The organism is Acidobacteriota bacterium, from assembly GCA_030774055.1.
Lineage (GTDB): Bacteria > Acidobacteriota > Terriglobia > Terriglobales > Acidobacteriaceae > JACPNR01.
Genome location: JALYLW010000084.1, coordinates 1 through 14,275 on the forward strand (window position 1 = coordinate 1; position 14,275 = coordinate 14,275).

At 63.2% G+C, this 14,275-nt stretch carries 21 protein-coding genes; 14 read left to right on the top strand and 7 right to left on the bottom strand.

Annotated elements, in window-relative coordinates:
- Positions 1-55 precede the first annotated feature (55 nt).
- Complete coding sequence (locus tag M3P27_06860) at positions 56-460, top strand: helix-turn-helix transcriptional regulator (protein ID MDP9268033.1); 405 nt, start codon at positions 56-58, stop codon at positions 458-460.
- On the opposite strand, the gene M3P27_06865 is transcribed toward M3P27_06860, so the two are convergent.
- Positions 457-858, bottom strand: coding sequence for a hypothetical protein (locus tag M3P27_06865; protein MDP9268034.1), 402 nt, complete (start codon positions 856-858; stop codon positions 457-459). The genes M3P27_06860 and M3P27_06865 overlap by 4 nt on opposite strands.
- A 192-nt stretch (positions 859-1,050) precedes the next feature.
- Entirely contained in the window at positions 1,051-1,590 is a 540-nt protein-coding gene (locus M3P27_06870) for a Spy/CpxP family protein refolding chaperone (protein MDP9268035.1), read from the bottom strand.
- A 117-nt stretch (positions 1,591-1,707) separates the two neighbouring features.
- On the opposite strand from M3P27_06870, the gene M3P27_06875 reads away from it, so the two are divergent.
- The 3 genes from M3P27_06875 (at position 1,708) to M3P27_06885 (ending at position 4,992) form a co-directional block, all read left to right on the top strand.
- A complete protein-coding gene (locus M3P27_06875; GenBank protein MDP9268036.1) occupies positions 1,708-2,712 on the top strand; it encodes a histone deacetylase in 1,005 nt (334 codons plus the stop codon).
- A gap of 110 nt (positions 2,713-2,822) precedes the next feature.
- Positions 2,823-4,178 carry a signal recognition particle protein gene (gene ffh / locus M3P27_06880; protein MDP9268037.1) on the top strand — a complete coding sequence of 452 codons (1,356 nt, stop codon included), beginning with the start codon at positions 2,823-2,825 and terminating at the stop codon, positions 4,176-4,178.
- Positions 4,179-4,263: 85 nt separating this feature from the next.
- Positions 4,264-4,992, top strand: a complete 729-nt coding sequence (locus M3P27_06885) for an AhpC/TSA family protein (GenBank protein ID MDP9268038.1) — start codon at positions 4,264-4,266, stop codon at positions 4,990-4,992.
- A 29-nt stretch (positions 4,993-5,021) separates the two neighbouring features.
- Here the strand turns inward: M3P27_06885 and M3P27_06890 are convergent, their stop codons facing one another.
- Both M3P27_06890 and M3P27_06895 read right to left on the bottom strand, forming a co-directional pair.
- Positions 5,022-5,402 carry an RNA-binding S4 domain-containing protein gene (locus tag M3P27_06890; protein MDP9268039.1) on the bottom strand — a complete coding sequence of 127 codons (381 nt, stop codon included), beginning with the start codon at positions 5,400-5,402 and terminating at the stop codon, positions 5,022-5,024.
- Positions 5,403-5,417: 15 nt separating this feature from the next.
- On the bottom strand, positions 5,418-5,648 hold the full coding sequence (locus M3P27_06895; GenBank protein ID MDP9268040.1) for a hypothetical protein: 231 nt from the start codon (positions 5,646-5,648) through the stop codon (positions 5,418-5,420).
- 157 nt (positions 5,649-5,805) lie between these two features.
- On the opposite strand from M3P27_06895, the gene rpsP reads away from it, so the two are divergent.
- The 7 genes from rpsP to M3P27_06930 all read left to right on the top strand — a co-directional run bounded on the left by rpsP (position 5,806) and on the right by M3P27_06930 (position 10,102).
- Positions 5,806-6,054: a 30S ribosomal protein S16 gene (gene rpsP, locus M3P27_06900; GenBank protein MDP9268041.1), complete on the top strand. Its 249-nt coding sequence runs from the start codon at positions 5,806-5,808 to the stop codon at positions 6,052-6,054.
- Between the two features lie 100 nt (positions 6,055-6,154).
- Entirely contained in the window at positions 6,155-6,385 is a 231-nt protein-coding gene (locus M3P27_06905; protein MDP9268042.1) for a KH domain-containing protein, read from the top strand.
- Between the two features lie 28 nt (positions 6,386-6,413).
- On the top strand, positions 6,414-7,019 hold the full coding sequence (rimM, locus tag M3P27_06910; protein ID MDP9268043.1) for a ribosome maturation factor RimM: 606 nt from the start codon (positions 6,414-6,416) through the stop codon (positions 7,017-7,019).
- Complete coding sequence (gene trmD / locus M3P27_06915; GenBank protein MDP9268044.1) at positions 7,009-7,827, top strand: tRNA (guanosine(37)-N1)-methyltransferase TrmD; 819 nt, start codon at positions 7,009-7,011, stop codon at positions 7,825-7,827. The genes rimM and trmD overlap by 11 nt, the downstream gene beginning before the upstream one ends.
- Positions 7,828-7,876: 49 nt before the next feature.
- The gene (gene rplS / locus M3P27_06920; protein MDP9268045.1) at positions 7,877-8,206 is read left to right on the top strand and encodes a 50S ribosomal protein L19; all 330 of its coding nucleotides are present in this window, start codon (positions 7,877-7,879) and stop codon (positions 8,204-8,206) included.
- Positions 8,207-8,411: 205 nt separating this feature from the next.
- A complete protein-coding gene (locus M3P27_06925; protein MDP9268046.1) occupies positions 8,412-9,149 on the top strand; it encodes a ribonuclease HII in 738 nt (245 codons plus the stop codon).
- A 185-nt stretch (positions 9,150-9,334) separates the two neighbouring features.
- Positions 9,335-10,102: a PIG-L family deacetylase gene (locus tag M3P27_06930; GenBank protein MDP9268047.1), complete on the top strand. Its 768-nt coding sequence runs from the start codon at positions 9,335-9,337 to the stop codon at positions 10,100-10,102.
- A 92-nt stretch (positions 10,103-10,194) separates the two neighbouring features.
- Here the strand turns inward: M3P27_06930 and M3P27_06935 are convergent, their stop codons facing one another.
- Positions 10,195-10,479, bottom strand: a complete 285-nt coding sequence (locus M3P27_06935) for a hypothetical protein (protein ID MDP9268048.1) — start codon at positions 10,477-10,479, stop codon at positions 10,195-10,197.
- A 48-nt stretch (positions 10,480-10,527) separates the two neighbouring features.
- Here M3P27_06935 and tmk point away from each other — a divergent pair, with 48 nt between their 5' ends.
- Positions 10,528-11,235, top strand: a complete 708-nt coding sequence (tmk, locus tag M3P27_06940; protein MDP9268049.1) for a dTMP kinase — start codon at positions 10,528-10,530, stop codon at positions 11,233-11,235.
- 13 nt (positions 11,236-11,248) lie between these two features.
- Positions 11,249-12,370, top strand: a complete 1,122-nt coding sequence (locus M3P27_06945) for a DNA polymerase III subunit delta' (GenBank protein ID MDP9268050.1) — start codon at positions 11,249-11,251, stop codon at positions 12,368-12,370.
- A 44-nt stretch (positions 12,371-12,414) separates the two neighbouring features.
- Here M3P27_06945 and M3P27_06950 read toward each other — a convergent pair whose 3' ends face one another.
- Positions 12,415-12,846 (bottom strand): RNA chaperone Hfq, encoded by a 432-nt coding sequence (locus M3P27_06950; GenBank protein ID MDP9268051.1) that lies wholly within the window; start codon positions 12,844-12,846, stop codon positions 12,415-12,417.
- A gap of 210 nt (positions 12,847-13,056) precedes the next feature.
- Positions 13,057-13,614, bottom strand: a complete 558-nt coding sequence (gene dcd, locus M3P27_06955; GenBank protein MDP9268052.1) for a dCTP deaminase — start codon at positions 13,612-13,614, stop codon at positions 13,057-13,059.
- Between the two features lie 368 nt (positions 13,615-13,982).
- Here dcd and M3P27_06960 point away from each other — a divergent pair, with 368 nt between their 5' ends.
- The gene (locus M3P27_06960) at positions 13,983-14,252 is read left to right on the top strand and encodes an integration host factor subunit beta (GenBank protein MDP9268053.1); all 270 of its coding nucleotides are present in this window, start codon (positions 13,983-13,985) and stop codon (positions 14,250-14,252) included.
- The last annotated feature ends 23 nt before the right edge of the window (positions 14,253-14,275 follow it).

Below are 14,275 nucleotides of genomic sequence, written 5' to 3' on the forward strand. Positions count from 1 at the left end.
GGCGTGAGCGGAGCGGGAGCCCGCAGGCGAAATCCCGAGCGCAGCGAGGGAACTCATGGGTAAGCGCAAGAAGCAAGGCGCGTACATGATCTCGGCGGTCGCCGAGATGTACGGCATCCATCCGCAGACGTTACGGCTCTATGAGCGCGAAGGCCTGCTCCAGCCCTCGCGCACCGAAGGCAACACGCGTCTTTACACCGATGAAGACCTCGAACGCCTCGAGTTCATCTTGTCGCTGGCGCGCGAGCTGGGAGTGAACATCAGCGGCATCGCCATCATCCTGCAAATGCGCGCGCGGATGGAAGAGATGCAGCGCCAGATGCAGGAGTTCGTCAGCCACCTCAGCCAGGAGATCGTGGCGCGCGCTTACGATGTGCCCACCGATCCGGAAAAGGGCGCAATCGTCCCCATCCGCCACCGCGTGCCGCCACCCGCCCGAGACAGAGACAAGAAGCGTTAGGCGGCGTTCTTTTTCCGCGGCCTGCTTTTTGCGGACGGCACGCCGGCGATGTGATCTTCGCTCAATAGGTCTCTGCCATAGACCGAGACGATGGCCTTGCGGCGCGCGTCTTCGTAGCGACGCTGCTCGGCATGCCGCTCCTCGTTCTGGCTCTCGCGGTTCTGGCTGTCGCGCTGCTGTAGCGGCATTGGTTCCGGATGCCGCGACTTCGTCAGCCCCGGAAACATTCTCATCTTCCGGCGCAATTTCCGTTCTGCTTCTTCCCAGGTCTCAAGCATGGATAGCAATCCTTCCCGCAGCTTCTTCGTACCCCAGTTCCCCAGGGCACTTCGCCAATGCATTAACTCCCCCTGGAGTGTGTTTGCGTAATGCGTTCTGCGCGCGTTGTCATTGTTCACTCGGTTGGATGCGAGGGAACGTCCTCGAGAATCGCTGCTGCTCAAAAACCGAGAGTAGCTGCTGGACCGGGTTGCTGTCTGACCAAAACAGCTCCCGGCGGTGAAGGGAGCGAACCGCCCCAGGGCGGCACCAAAGCAAACAGCCGCCGTCTCCTGGGGAAGACGGCGGCTGCTGCTTACTGCACAAACCACTTACGGCTGCTTGGGCTTGTCCTGGTTCTCTTGCTGCTTTTGCTGGTGACGCTCGGCACGCTTCGCCTGCCATTCCTGGCGCTTCTGCGCGCGCTCGGCCATCAGCTTCTGCATCTCGCCGCGCTGGTTTGGCGTCAGGATGGAGTTGAACTCCTGCATCGCCGCCACGCGCGCGTTGAGTGCCGCCGCTTGCCGCTGCTGCATCTCCGCCACCCGCTGTTGGATCACCGCCGGGTTCGGATTGTCCTTGAACACTTCCTGCATCAGCGCCTGATGACCACCGGCGCCCTGCCCGCCTTCCGCGAACTGCGACTTCATCTGCTCGCGCTGCCGCTGGTGCATCTGCTTCAGTTTTGCCTTCTGGTCGTCGGTCAGGTTCAGGCGGCTCTCCATGTCTTTCCCCATGAACATGCCGCCGCGCATCCCGCCGCGTCCATGACGGCCGTGGCCACTATGCTCAGCCACCTCCGCGCCCACGGCTGCGATCGCGCCCAGGCTCAACATTGCCGCTAATACGATCCCGACAGTCTTCTTCTTCATAACACCCATCTTGATAAGCTCCCTTTTTTTACTTCCCTGGTGCTCGTATAAACTCGGGACGGGGCGAAAAGTTGCGCCTAGCCGCATTTATCGCGGCGAAGCGCTAAGTCCCTGACTATGCTTCCCTTCAAGCTTGTCTACAGCGACGGCTACTACCTGCCCATCGGCACGCACGTCTTCCCGGCCGAGAAGTACCGGCTCGTCCAGCAGCGTCTGCTGGCCGAGGGCATTGCTGACCCGGCCGACTTCGTCACTCCCGCGTCCGCCACCGACGCCGATATCCTTCTCGTCCACACCGCCGACTACGTCCGGAAGCTGACGACGGGGACGCTCTCGCAGACCGAGGAGATGCAGATGGAGATCCCGTACTCGCCGGAACTCGTCCGCGCCTTCTGGCTCGCCGCCGGCGGGTCGATCCGCGCCGCGCGGCTGGCGTTGAAAGACGGCGTCGGCTTCAACATCGGTGGCGGATTCCACCACGCCTTCCCCGACCACGGCGAAGGCTTCTGCATGATCCACGACGTCGCCGTCGCAATCCGCCGGATGCAGAAAGACGGCGCCATCGAGCGCGCGATGACCGTGGACTGTGATGTTCACGATGGCAATGGCACGGCGGCCATCTTTCCTCCCGCCGTTAAAATGAACGACAACGACCCGCTCGCGCCACTCCCCTCGCACTCTCCCGGCTTCGTTCGAGCAGCCCAGCCTGCGCAGACCGATCAGCCCGCGCACGGCGTCTTCACCATCTCGCTCCACCAGCAGCACAACTACCCGGCCATCAAGCCGCCGTCGTCTATCGACGTCAACCTGCCTGATGGCACCGACGACGCCGTCTATCTTTCCTGGCTGGATAACGCGCTCAGCTCCGGCTTGCGCCGCTTCACTCCCGACCTCATCTGCTATATCGCCGGCGCCGACCCGTATCGTGAAGACCAGCTCGGCGGACTCGCCCTCACCATCGACGGACTCAAACAACGCGACCGCCTCGTCTTTCAAGCCGCCAAAGCTCGCGGCATCCCCGTGATGGTGACCTACGCCGGTGGCTACGCCCGCCGCGTCGAAGATACCGTCACCATCCACTGCAATACCGTGGTGGCAGCGAAGGAAGTGCTGGGAACGTGAGGGAGCGGCGGCATGATGCCGCCACTACAGCCGGCGGGACGCCGGCGCTACGGTACGACTTCGCAGCCGCTGTTAGAATCAAGGATTCGTAAGTATCTCCAGTAGACACCATGTTCGAGAACCTACAAGACAAGCTCCAGCGCGCCTTCAAGAACCTGCGCGGACAAGGCACGCTCACCGAGGAAAACATCGGCGAAGCACTGCGCGAGCTGCGCCTGGCGCTGCTGGAAGCCGACGTCAATCTCAACGTCGTAAAAGAACTGATCGACCACATCCGCGAGAAGGCGCTCGGCCAGGAGGTGATGACCGCGCTCTCGCCTGCCGACCAGGTCGTCAAGATCGTGCGTGACGAACTCATCGCCATCCTCGGCAAAGACACCGCAAAACTGAAGTTTGGCACGCCGCCCACGGTCGTCCTCATGGCCGGGCTGCAAGGCTCCGGCAAGACCACGACCTCGGGCAAGCTTGCCGCCTGGCTGAAAAAGGGTGGACACCGCCCGCTGCTTGTTTCCGTAGACGTCTATCGCCCGGCCGCGCGCCAGCAGCTCAAGGTGGTTGCGGACGCCATCGGCGCCGCCATCTACGAAGGCAAAGTCGAAGCGGCGAACACCGCCACGGTCGAGCGTCTGGCGAAAGAAGCGCGCCGCGAGGCGGTGAACTCCGGCTGCGACGTGCTCATCGTGGACACCGCCGGCCGGCTCCACATCGACGATCAGCTGATGGAGGAGATGCAGTCGCTCAAAAAGCTCCTCAACCCGCAGGAGATCCTTTTCATCGCCGACGCCATGACCGGGCAGGACGCGGTGAACTCCGCCGACGAGTTCCACAAAAAGCTCGCGCTCACCGGCGTGATCCTCACCAAGATGGATGGCGACGCTCGCGGCGGCGCCGCGCTCTCCATCCGCAACGTCACCGGACAGCCCATCAAGTTCATCGGCGTGGGCGAGAAGTACGACGCGCTCGAACCCTTCCACCCTGACCGCATCGTCGGACGCATCCTGGGCATGGGCGACATCCTCTCGCTCATCGAGAAAGCTGAAGACAAGATCGACAAGAAGAAGTCGGAAGAGTTTGCCAAGAAAGTCCTGGCCGGCGACGGCTTCTCGCTCGACGATTTTCGTGAGCAACTGCGCCAGGTCAAGAAACTCGGCTCGCTCTCCAGCATCGTGAAGATGATGCCCTCCGTCGGTCCCTTCGCCGGCATGCAGAAGGTGGCCGACAATTTCGACGACAAGGAACTCGTCCACGTCGAGGCCATCATCAACTCGATGACCGATCACGAGCGCGACCACCACGAGGTCATCAACGGCTCGCGCCGCAAGCGCATCGCCCGCGGCTCCGGCACCAGCGTGCAGGAAGTGAACCAGCTCCTGCGCCAGTACGTGCAGATGAAGAAGATGTTCAAGTCCATGGGCCGCGGCAAACTCGACCGCCGCTTCGCCGGCATGAAACTGCCAGGAATGTGATCGGGTCCGCATGACCCGCTGGTAGAGACGGGGCTTGCCCCATCTCCGGCCCCTAACTACTAACTCCTATCTCCTAACTCCTTCCATGGAATGGCGCGGCTCCAATCCGAAAGTCGAAGAGCCCGCCCACACGACGCTCGCCGCGCGCCTGGCCGCCATCACCAAGCAGGTGGAAGACCTCGTCTCAGCCGCCAAGCTCGAGCCGCCGCGCCAAGCTGTCCGCGAGCTCATCGCCTCAGGCGCGGCTGATCGCGCCCTGAAGACCGGCGACAAGGCGCCTGACTTTGAGCTGCCGGGCGTGGAACTGCCGGGCGTGGAACGGCCGGGCACGCAGGAGCGCAACTTCATCCTCGCCCAGCGATTGGCGCAAGGCCCCGTCGTCCTCGCGTTCTATCGCGGACGCTGGTGTCCCTACTGCATCGCTCAGTTGGAAGAGTTGGAAAAGGCGCGACCGGAGTTTGACGCACTCAAGACGACCATCGCAGCCATCTCGCCGCAGAAGCCGCAGCACTCCGGCTTCACCGCCGAGCAGCATCGCTTGCGTTTTAACGTGTTGAGCGATAGCGGCAACCAGGTCGCGGGCGCTTACGGCGTCGCGTGGCCGCTGCCCGACTCACTGATCTCGCATTATCGCGGCGTCTTTGTGAACCTCGAGAACGCGAACGCCGCCAAAGACTGGGTGCTGCCCATGCCGGCGACGTTCGTCATCGCGCCCGACTCCACCATCGTCTGGTCGCGCATCGACGCGGACTTCACCCACCGCCCTGAACCGCAGGAATTGCTCCGGATCGTCCGCGTGCTCAAGGGCTTCTAGGCCTTCCGTGGGGCTCGACCGGACTCCGCTCAGCCTCTCCCGCGGAACTGGATGATCCTGCGGCGATCGCGCTTGGATGGTCTGCCTGCGGGTAACTCTTCGAACTGCTTCATCGCCTTGCGCTCTGCGGCCACTTTCAGCCGCAGCTCCCGGCTGGCTTCGGTCTCGCGGTACAGCGTTTGCGCCGTCGCAGCCGGCCCGCGTACCTCGCTGAGTCCAAGGACTTCCACATGAAAATCGCCAGCGGGGCTGGTGATCCCCAGCATGTCTCCCACGCGGACCTCGCGGGCGGGCTTGGCGAGCTGTCCGTTGGACTGGATCCGTCCCAGGTCACAGGCTTTCCCGGCCAACGACCGCGTCTTGAAGAATCGAGCTGCCCAAAGCCACTTGTCGATGCGTACGGAGGTCATGGTCTGGGCGGTCGGCTATTTGGGGGCGTCTTGAGGGCCGCCGGCGTTCTGCTCGCAGGCATTGCGCCGGTTGCTCAGCAGGCCCATCAGGATCAGTGAGGCCATCGCCACAGTGAAGATGACGGACTCCACCCAGTTCCGCGCCGGATTCCCTTTCAGCAGGAAAGCGGCAGAAATGAGCAGGACTGCCCAAAACACCGACCACAGGATCAGCGAGGTGGTGCGCTTGTTCACGCTAGGGTTCATGGTTGGTATCGTAGCAGAGCGAGGGCGAGCGGGATTCCCTCACGCCTGCTGATCGCCTTAACTTGCCAACCACCAGCTATTTACGCGATAATCAATGTTTACGCCCATCCTCGGGGACCTCTCTGGGAACAAGCTGAAAGGAAATACCTCTGTGTTAATGATCCGTATGGCGCGCTTTGGTGCGCGCAAGCAGCCTTACTACCGCGTAGTGGTCATCGACAAGGAGCGCGCCCGCAATGGACGCTCCGTCGAAGTGGTGGGGACCTACAACCCGCGCACCAGCCCGGCCAGCTTCGAAGTGAAGCGTGACCGCATCGAGTACTGGCGTTCCAAGGGCGCGCAGCTTTCCCCCACCCTCACCCGCCTGCTCGAAAAAGCGCCAGCGAACGCTCCCGCGGCGGCATAATAGGCCTAGCGTAAGATCGCAAGACTTACGATCGTAAGACAAGGCATAGGCCCCCCAGCAATGAAGGAGCCGCTGTATGGCGAATGAGCACGGTGGGGACATGCGATTGCTGGTCGAAGAGATCGCCAAGGCACTGGTAGACGAGCCCGAGCAAGTGCAAGTGAGCGCGATCGCGGGGGAGCAGAACACCGTCCTCGAGTTGCGTGTCGCTCCCAACGATCTGGGCAAGGTCATCGGCAAACAAGGACGCACGGCGCGTTCTATCCGCACCATCCTGGGCGCCGCCAGCATGAAGCTGAAGAAACGCTACACGCTGGAGATCCTGGAATGACGAGTAGCGACTAGCGGATGCCGGCGGAGTGAGAGTCGAGGGAAGCAGCATCGCAGACCAGGCGTTCATCACCGTAGCGCGCGTCGTCCGCGCGCAAGGACGCCGCGGCGAGGTCGCTGCCGACTTGCATACGGATTTCCCTGAGCGATTCGCGGAGCGTAAGCAGCTTTCCGCGCTCGCGCCCGATGGCTCGCGACGTAGGCTGCAGTTGGAAGAGTTCTGGCTGCACAAGGGCCGCGTGGTGCTGAAGTTCGCGGGCGTGGATTCCATCACCGACGCCGAAGCGCTCGCCGGTTACGAAGTGCAGGTGCCGGCGGCCGAGCGGGTGCCGCTGCCGGAAGGTGCGGCATACATCAGCGACCTCGTGGGCACGGCGCTCTACGATGGCGCCAAGTTCGTGGGAAAAGTTTCGGATGTGCAGGCGGGCGCAGGTGCGGCGCCGCTGCTGGTGGTGAAAGTGGGCGACCGCGAGTTGCTGGTCCCCTTCGTCACCGAGTTTATTAAGAGTTTGGATCTACCGGGCAAGCGGCTGGAGATGGCGCTGCCCGCCGGATTGCTGGACTTGGACGCTCCCCTCACCGAGGAGGAGAAACAGGAGCAGCAGTCAGGCCAGACGGACCGCGATGAAGTTTGAGATACTCACGATCTTTCCAGACTTCTTCCACGGTCCTTTGCAACACGGCATCGTGCGCCGGGCGCGCGAAGCTGGGCTCATTGACATCCAGATACGTGACCTGCGGACGTTCACCCGCGACAAGCATCGCACGGTGGACGACCGCCCGTTCGGCGGTGGCGAGGGCATGGTATTGAAGCCCGAACCCATCTTCGAATGTGCCGAATCGCTTGCGCTAGCGCCGCTGCAACAACGTCGCGCTCGGCAGGCGAAGGATTCGGTTGTGCTGCTCTCGCCGCAGGGCGAGATGTTCGACCAGCGGATGGCGGAAGAGTTTGCCGGGTTGGAGCGGTTGGTGCTGATCTGCGGCCGCTACGAGGGCGTGGACGAGCGCGTGGCCGAACACCTCGCGGACCGCGAAGTCTCGGCCGGGGATTTCGTGCTCTCCGGCGGCGAGCTGCCCGCGGCCGTCATCATCGACGCGGTCGCACGCCTGGTGCCCGGAGCGCTCGGCAACGACGCTTCGTCGAAACAGGAAAGTTTCAGCTCGCAGCGGGCGGAGAAAGCTGCGGGCATGCCGGATGCGACGTGCGCTTCCGGCGGGTTGCTGGACTACCCGCATTACACGCGTCCCGCAGATTTTCGCGGCATGCCGGTGCCGGAAGTCCTGGTCAACGGCAACCACGATGAGATACGCCGCTGGCGCCGCCGCCGCGCGCTGGAGAAGACATTGCGGAACCGGCCCGACCTGCTGCACGAGGTCGCGCTCAGCGATGAAGATAAAAGTTTGATCGCCGAACTCGGCAGCGAGCGCGGCGGCACGGATTAAAAGTAAAGTTCAGGAACGAAGGAAAACAATCATGTCGATCTCACCCATCATGGATAAAGTCCTCGCCAAGTTGCAGCGCACCGACATTCCCGCACTCAGTCCCGGCGACAACGTGCGCGTGCACGTGAAGATCAAGGAAGGCGATAAAGAACGTCTCCAGGCCTTCGAGGGCACGGTCATCGCCATCAACAACGGGCCGCAGGGCAGCTTCACCGTCCGCAAGGTCAGCTTCGGGCACGGCGTGGAGCGCATCTTCCCGCGCAACTCCAAAGTGCTCGACAAGGTTGAAGTGCTGCGCTCCGGCAAGGTCCGCCGCGCGAAGCTCTTCTACCTGCGCAACCTCAAGGGCAAGGCCGCTCGCCTCCGCGAAGCGGAGTAGAGCTCAGCGACCGCAGAGCACGCAGAGAACGCCGAGCTTTTCGGCGCTTCGCTGCGTGTTTCTCTTTGTTCGCAAGGGACGCGATTCAGAATAGAATGGCCCCAATCCTCCGCGATCTCTGCGGCCTCTGCGGTCAAAGCTTCTGCCACGCAAACTGAAACTCGCCTCGCCCGACGGCAAGCCGCTCTCGAAGGCTGCCGCCAAGTTGCGCCTGCTGAAGCGCCTGAAGTGCACCACGCGCTACGAGAAGCGGGCTTGGGACACCGGCTGCACGCTCGTCGCCGGAGTGGACGAAGTCGGCCGCGGATCGCTCTTCGGTCCCGTCGTCGCCGCCGCCGTGATCCTCGATCGCAGCGACCGCATCAAAGGACTGCGCGATTCCAAGCTCTTGCCCGCGCCGCGCCGCGAGGTGCTGGCCGAGCGCATCCGCGAGCGCGCCATCGCCTGGGCCATTGCCGCGGTGGATTCCGCCCGCATCGACCAGATCAACATCTACCAGGCTTCCCGCCTCGCCATGGTCGAAGCGCTCGCGCAACTCGACCCTGCGCCCGACCATCTGCTCATCGACGCCATGCGGCTCGACTGGCCTTCGGCGGAAGCGCCCTGCTCGCAGACCAAGCTCATCCACGGCGACGCGCTCTCCGCTTCCATCGCCGCCGCATCCATCATCGCCAAGGTCGAGCGCGACCGCATGGTTACCGCCTGGGACCCCGTCTTCCCCATCTACCGTCTCGCTTCCAACAAGGGATACTTCACCAAGCACCACGCCGAAACGCTGCGCGCGCACGGCCCTTCGCCGCTGCATCGGCAGTCGTTCGCCCCGGTCTGGATGGCCGCCCATCCGCAGGAGGTCCTCGAGTTCATGTTGGAAGAGAAGGGAGTGGCGGATATCGCTGCGCTGGAAGAGGAAGAAGTAGCCCTGGCCGAAGCGGCGGACGTCTAGAAGAAAGCCTAGAACATTTTCAAGTGGAATTTGCTGATGCGCTCCGGTCGGGTCGAGAATCACAAAGCGACGCGTGCGCGTTGTATCCTGCATGGGGGTGTGCAGCGGTCGAACCGCAAACAATCCTCGATTCCACGAGTGCACACCGCTTGCCAAATTCCTGTGGTTGGATGGCGCCAAGCTAAATGCTGAGATTGCTTTGCGTTACTGCTCATCCCGACGACGAAGCCGGTGGCTTCGGCGGCACGCTTGCTCTGTACAGTGAACGCAAGGTGGAGACTTTCGTCCTCTGCCTGACCCCGGGGCAGGCCGCCCGCAACCGCGGCGGCGCAAAGTCAGACGCTGAACTCTCCGCCATGCGGCGTGAGGAGTTCGCTCGCTCCTGCAAGATCCTGATGATCAGCCGCGGCGAGGTGCTCGACTACGCCGACGCCGCGCTCGATCGCGAGGACTTCCAGGCCGTCACCGGCGCGCTGGTGCGGCGCATCCGCGAGTTCCGTCCGCACGTGGTGCTGACCATCGGCACCGAAGGCGCCGTCACCGCGCACCCCGACCACTCGATGGCCGCGCTCTTCGCCACCGCCGCGTATCACTGGGCGGGACGGACCAATCGCTTCGCTGACCAACTCGAGGTTGAACGAAAAGACGGCGGGCTCAAGCCGCATTGCGCGCAGAAGCTTTATTACTCGAGCGCGCTGGCCGCCATCCCGGAACTGCCGCAGCCGGTCTCGCTCGCGCCCGTCACCACCGTGATCGACATCGGTCCGCATCTCGAGACGAAGATCCGCGCCTTCGCCGCGCATACCTCGCAGAACCCGTTGCTGCCGCGATTCGAAGGGACTATCCGGAAACGTGGAAACTTCGAGAACTTCCACCTCGCAGCGACGACCACGCCGCGGATGGCCGATGCCGCTGTCGAGAGCGATTTGTTCGCTGGAGTGGTGGAGGACTAGAGGGGCAAGTAGCGAGGAGGAGGCAACGGTTCTCGCTATTTCTTGTCCTCCTCGAGCGGGCCCCAGTCCGACCAGAGGGAGCCAGCGGAGAACTACTTCTTCTTCCGCTTCGGCTTCGGCGACTTCTCGTCCTTCTCCGGGACCGTCCCCATAACCGAGGCGAGCACCTTGTTGAAGGCCTCTTCTTTGGTCAGCTCCTTCTTGCCGGCCTGGCCTTTGCGGAAGGTGTGTTCGTAGTCGCAGGTGCGGCAGCGGACGCGGCTCACGTCTGAGGCGACCACCCCGGCGCCCGGCGCCGACTCCATCGCGACGACGGTGTGGTCCATCACGCGCTTGCAGCGCGAGCAGTACGCGTCAATGTAATCGCCAACCCTCATTTTGCGCCGGAGTCTAACACAAGCGACCCTGTTATCATTTCCCTTCCTGTGACTTCTCATCGCGGCAAGTTCATCACCATCGAAGGGCTCGACGGCTGCGGCAAATCCACCCAGCTCGAACGCCTCGCTACCGCGCTGCGCCGGCAAGGGCTCGATGTGGTCACCACGCGCGAGCCTGGCGGCACCGCCATCGGAGAGAAGATCCGCGCCGTGCTGCTCGACTCACGCACCGCCGCGCTCGATCCCGGGGCGGAGCTGGCGCTCATGTTCGCCGCGCGCGCGCAACATATCGCCGAGGTCATCCGCCCCGCGCTCGACCGCGGCAAGTTCGTGCTCTGCGACCGCTTCACCGATTCTTCCGAGGCCTACCAAGGTGGCGGACGCGAGCTCGGATCGGAGCCGGTGCTCACACTCCATCGGACGCTCTGCGGCGGATTGCAGCCCGACCTCACCATCCTGATGGATTCCGACGTCGCCGCCAGCGTGGAGCGCGCGCGCCGCCGCAACCAGCAATGCGACGGTCACGGTCAACCAACCGGTGTACAGAGTGATGAGAATCGCTTCGAATCGGAGAGCCGCGCCTTCTTCGAGCGCGTCCGCGCCAAGTACCTGGAGATCGCGGAGCGCGAGCCGCAACGCGTAGCGGTGGTCAACGCGCGTCGCCAGCCCGATCCGGTGAGCGAAGAGATCCTCGGCATCGTCCGCGAGCGCGTGCTGGGGCATGTGGGGAAGACGGCGACGGGAGTGCAAAAGTAATGGTGCGAAAGTAATGGGCTTCGCCACCTTTCACGGCAACGCAGAGACCGTCACCCGCCTGCGCGAGATGATCGAGCGCGGCCGCCTGCCGCACGCCGTCATCCTTGCCGGGCCGCGTGGCGCCGGCAAATACACGCTCGCGCAGATGGCCGCCAAGGCGATGAATTGCCTGGAGCGCCCGGACAACGCCGGCCTCGCCGATTTCTGCGGACGCTGCTCTAACTGCGTCCGCATCGCACAGGCCGATGATCTCGACGCCCGCTTCACCGAGGCGGTCGAAGCGCGCGAAGGCCTGAAAGACGCGGACAAGAAAGACACGCGCGTCTTCGTTCAGACTCATCCCGATGTCCTGGTGATCCCTCCCGACCCGCCGCAGATGATGATCAAGGTCGGCCAGGTGCGCCACGTCATCGAGAACATCTATTTCAAGCCGCAGGAAGGCCGCGAGCGCGTCTTCATCTTCACCTCGACCGCGTTCATCCGCGAGGCGGAGAACTCGCTGCTCAAAGTGCTGGAAGAGCCGCCCGATTTCGCGACCATCTTTTTGCTGGCAGAGAATCCTGGCGAGTTGCTGCCCACCATCCGCTCGCGCTGCGTCACACTCACCCTGGGCGCGCTGCCGGTCGCGGAGATCGAGGCGTTTCTTTCTCAGCACCCCGAGACTCAGCACTCCGGAGCCCAGCGCACCGATTTCTCCGCGCAGCAGCGCGCGCTGGTCGCGCGCCTCGCGCAAGGCGCCATCGGGCGCGCCCGCAACTTCGACCTTGCCGGCTACATCGCCTCGCGCACCGACGCGCTCGCGCTCCTGCGCTCCGCCATCGGTGGTGACGACCATAGCGCGCTCTTCCGCGTGACCGAGACCTATCGCGCCGGCGCCGAAGGCAAAGGCAAGACCGACCAGCTGCTGCGTGCGCTCTATCTCCTGCTTGAGGACTTGATGTTCGCGAAGTCAGGGACGACCGAGCTCATCCGTAATACCGACATCGCCGCCGACCTGGCGCGCATGGCGCAGCCGGTCAGCTTCGACTGGATCGCCGGCGCCGCCCACGGACTCACCGAAGTCGAGCGCGGCATGCGCCGCAACCTGCTGCGCTCGCTCTCGCTGGACGCCTTCGCCGTCTCGCTCGAGCGCTAAAAACAAAAGCGCCCGCCGTAGCGGGCGCCTGCTGCCAAAATCGCTTACCGCTTGTTCCCTGTCCCGTTGCCGCTCTCGTCCTTGTAGATGTACTTGATGCTCGGCTTGTAGAGCAGGATATTCGACTGGCCCGAGCGTGTGATCTTGATGCAATCGCGGTCGTACCACTCGATGGTCCCGCGGATCTGCTCGCCATCTTTGAGTACCACGACCAGCTGCGTGTGGGTCTGCATCTGTTTCTGGTAGTAAAAGTTCTCGGCGTGGGTCTGCTCGGGTGGGACCAGCTTGCGACCGCCAGCCGCGGGCCGCTCACGGCGCTCGGACAGCTCCGGACGGGTCAACGTCGGCCGGATCAGCTTCCGATTGGAGAAGTCATCAGTCGGCGTGGAGACCGGCGAGGCTTGGCTTGCTGACGCCGGCGCGGCCGCCGTGGCAGCCGCTTCGGGCGCCCGCCTTGCCGCTGTGTCTTCTTTCATCGCGTGGGCCTCTACTGGAGCCGCATCGGCCGGACAGGCACTTCCGCGCCACAAGCGCTCAGGCGCGCATTTCATCCATCCGGGAAAAGCGATGCAGGCTAGATTTGTCGTTTACCCTATCACACGCGTAAGCGCAAAAACAAACGGCGGACGCATGCGTCCGCCGTTGTCACAGAATGACGTTCGAAGATAACGTCGCTAACCGTCGCCCTACTTCAATTTCGGCAACACGATGCCCTGCTGGTTCTGGTATTTCCCCTTGCGATCCTTGTAGCTGATCTCACACGGCTCGTCCGACTGGAAGAACAGGATCTGGCACAGGCCTTCGTTGGCATAGATCTTGGCGGGCAGCGGCGTGGTATTCGATATCTCGAGCGTGACGAACCCTTCCCACTCGGGCTCGAACGGCGTGACGTTCACGATGATCCCGCAGCGCGCGTAGGTCGACTTCCCTACGCAGATAGTGAGCACGTCGCGCGGGATCTTGAAGTATTCGACCGAGCGCGCCAGCGCGAACGAGTTGGGCGGGATGATAGCCACGTCCGTCCGCTTGGTGACGAACGACTCCTCGCGGAAATCCTTCGGATCGACGATCGCGTTGTGCACGTTGGTAAAGATCTTGAACTCGTCGGAGACCCTGAGGTCGTATCCATATGACGACAGCCCGTAGGAGATCATCCCCGCCGCATTCTGCCGGTCGGCGAAGGGATTGATCATGTCGTGTTCCAGTGCCATCATGCGGATCCAACGGTCGCTCTTGATCGACATTCCTCTCCTCTTTACCGGCACTTGCACGGGCGCGGCTGAACTCATGCTAGTCCCTTTCCCTTGCCAGACTCGGCTGCTGATCCCGCTCCGGATGGGGCAGGACAGTTAAGTTCCCATGCCACCGCCACTTGCGGCAAGCGCCCATCTGCGGCAGCTGTGCATATCCTGTGGACTTTCCACGCTTGCTGTGGACGCGCGTGGGAATCCTCTCTCCAATATCTCCGAAGTGCCGCTGTTTGGGAACCCCGCAACGGTGGAAATCCGCGGGAAAACAGTTGATTGACTTCCGACCCGTATCCCCTTTAGTATCCGTGAGTTGGACGAACCTCAATAACCCCAGCCGAAATCCAGCGTCGCGGAGCCGCCCCGTGATCAAGCTCGACATCATCAATCAGGTCGTCTCGAAGACCGGTATCACCAAGACCAAGGCCGAGCAGGCCGTGGAGATCGTCTTCGACACCATGAAGAAAGCACTTTCGCGCGGCGACCGCATCGAGCTGCGTGGCTTCGGCGTGTTCAATGTGCGCCCGCGCAAGACCGGTATCGGACGCAACCCGCGCACCGGCGCCGAGGTCAATATCCCGCCCGGCAAGGCTGTCCGCTTCAAGCCCGGCAAAGAATTGCAGTCCATCGACTAGGCTGGGTGAGCGCTCTGCTCGCC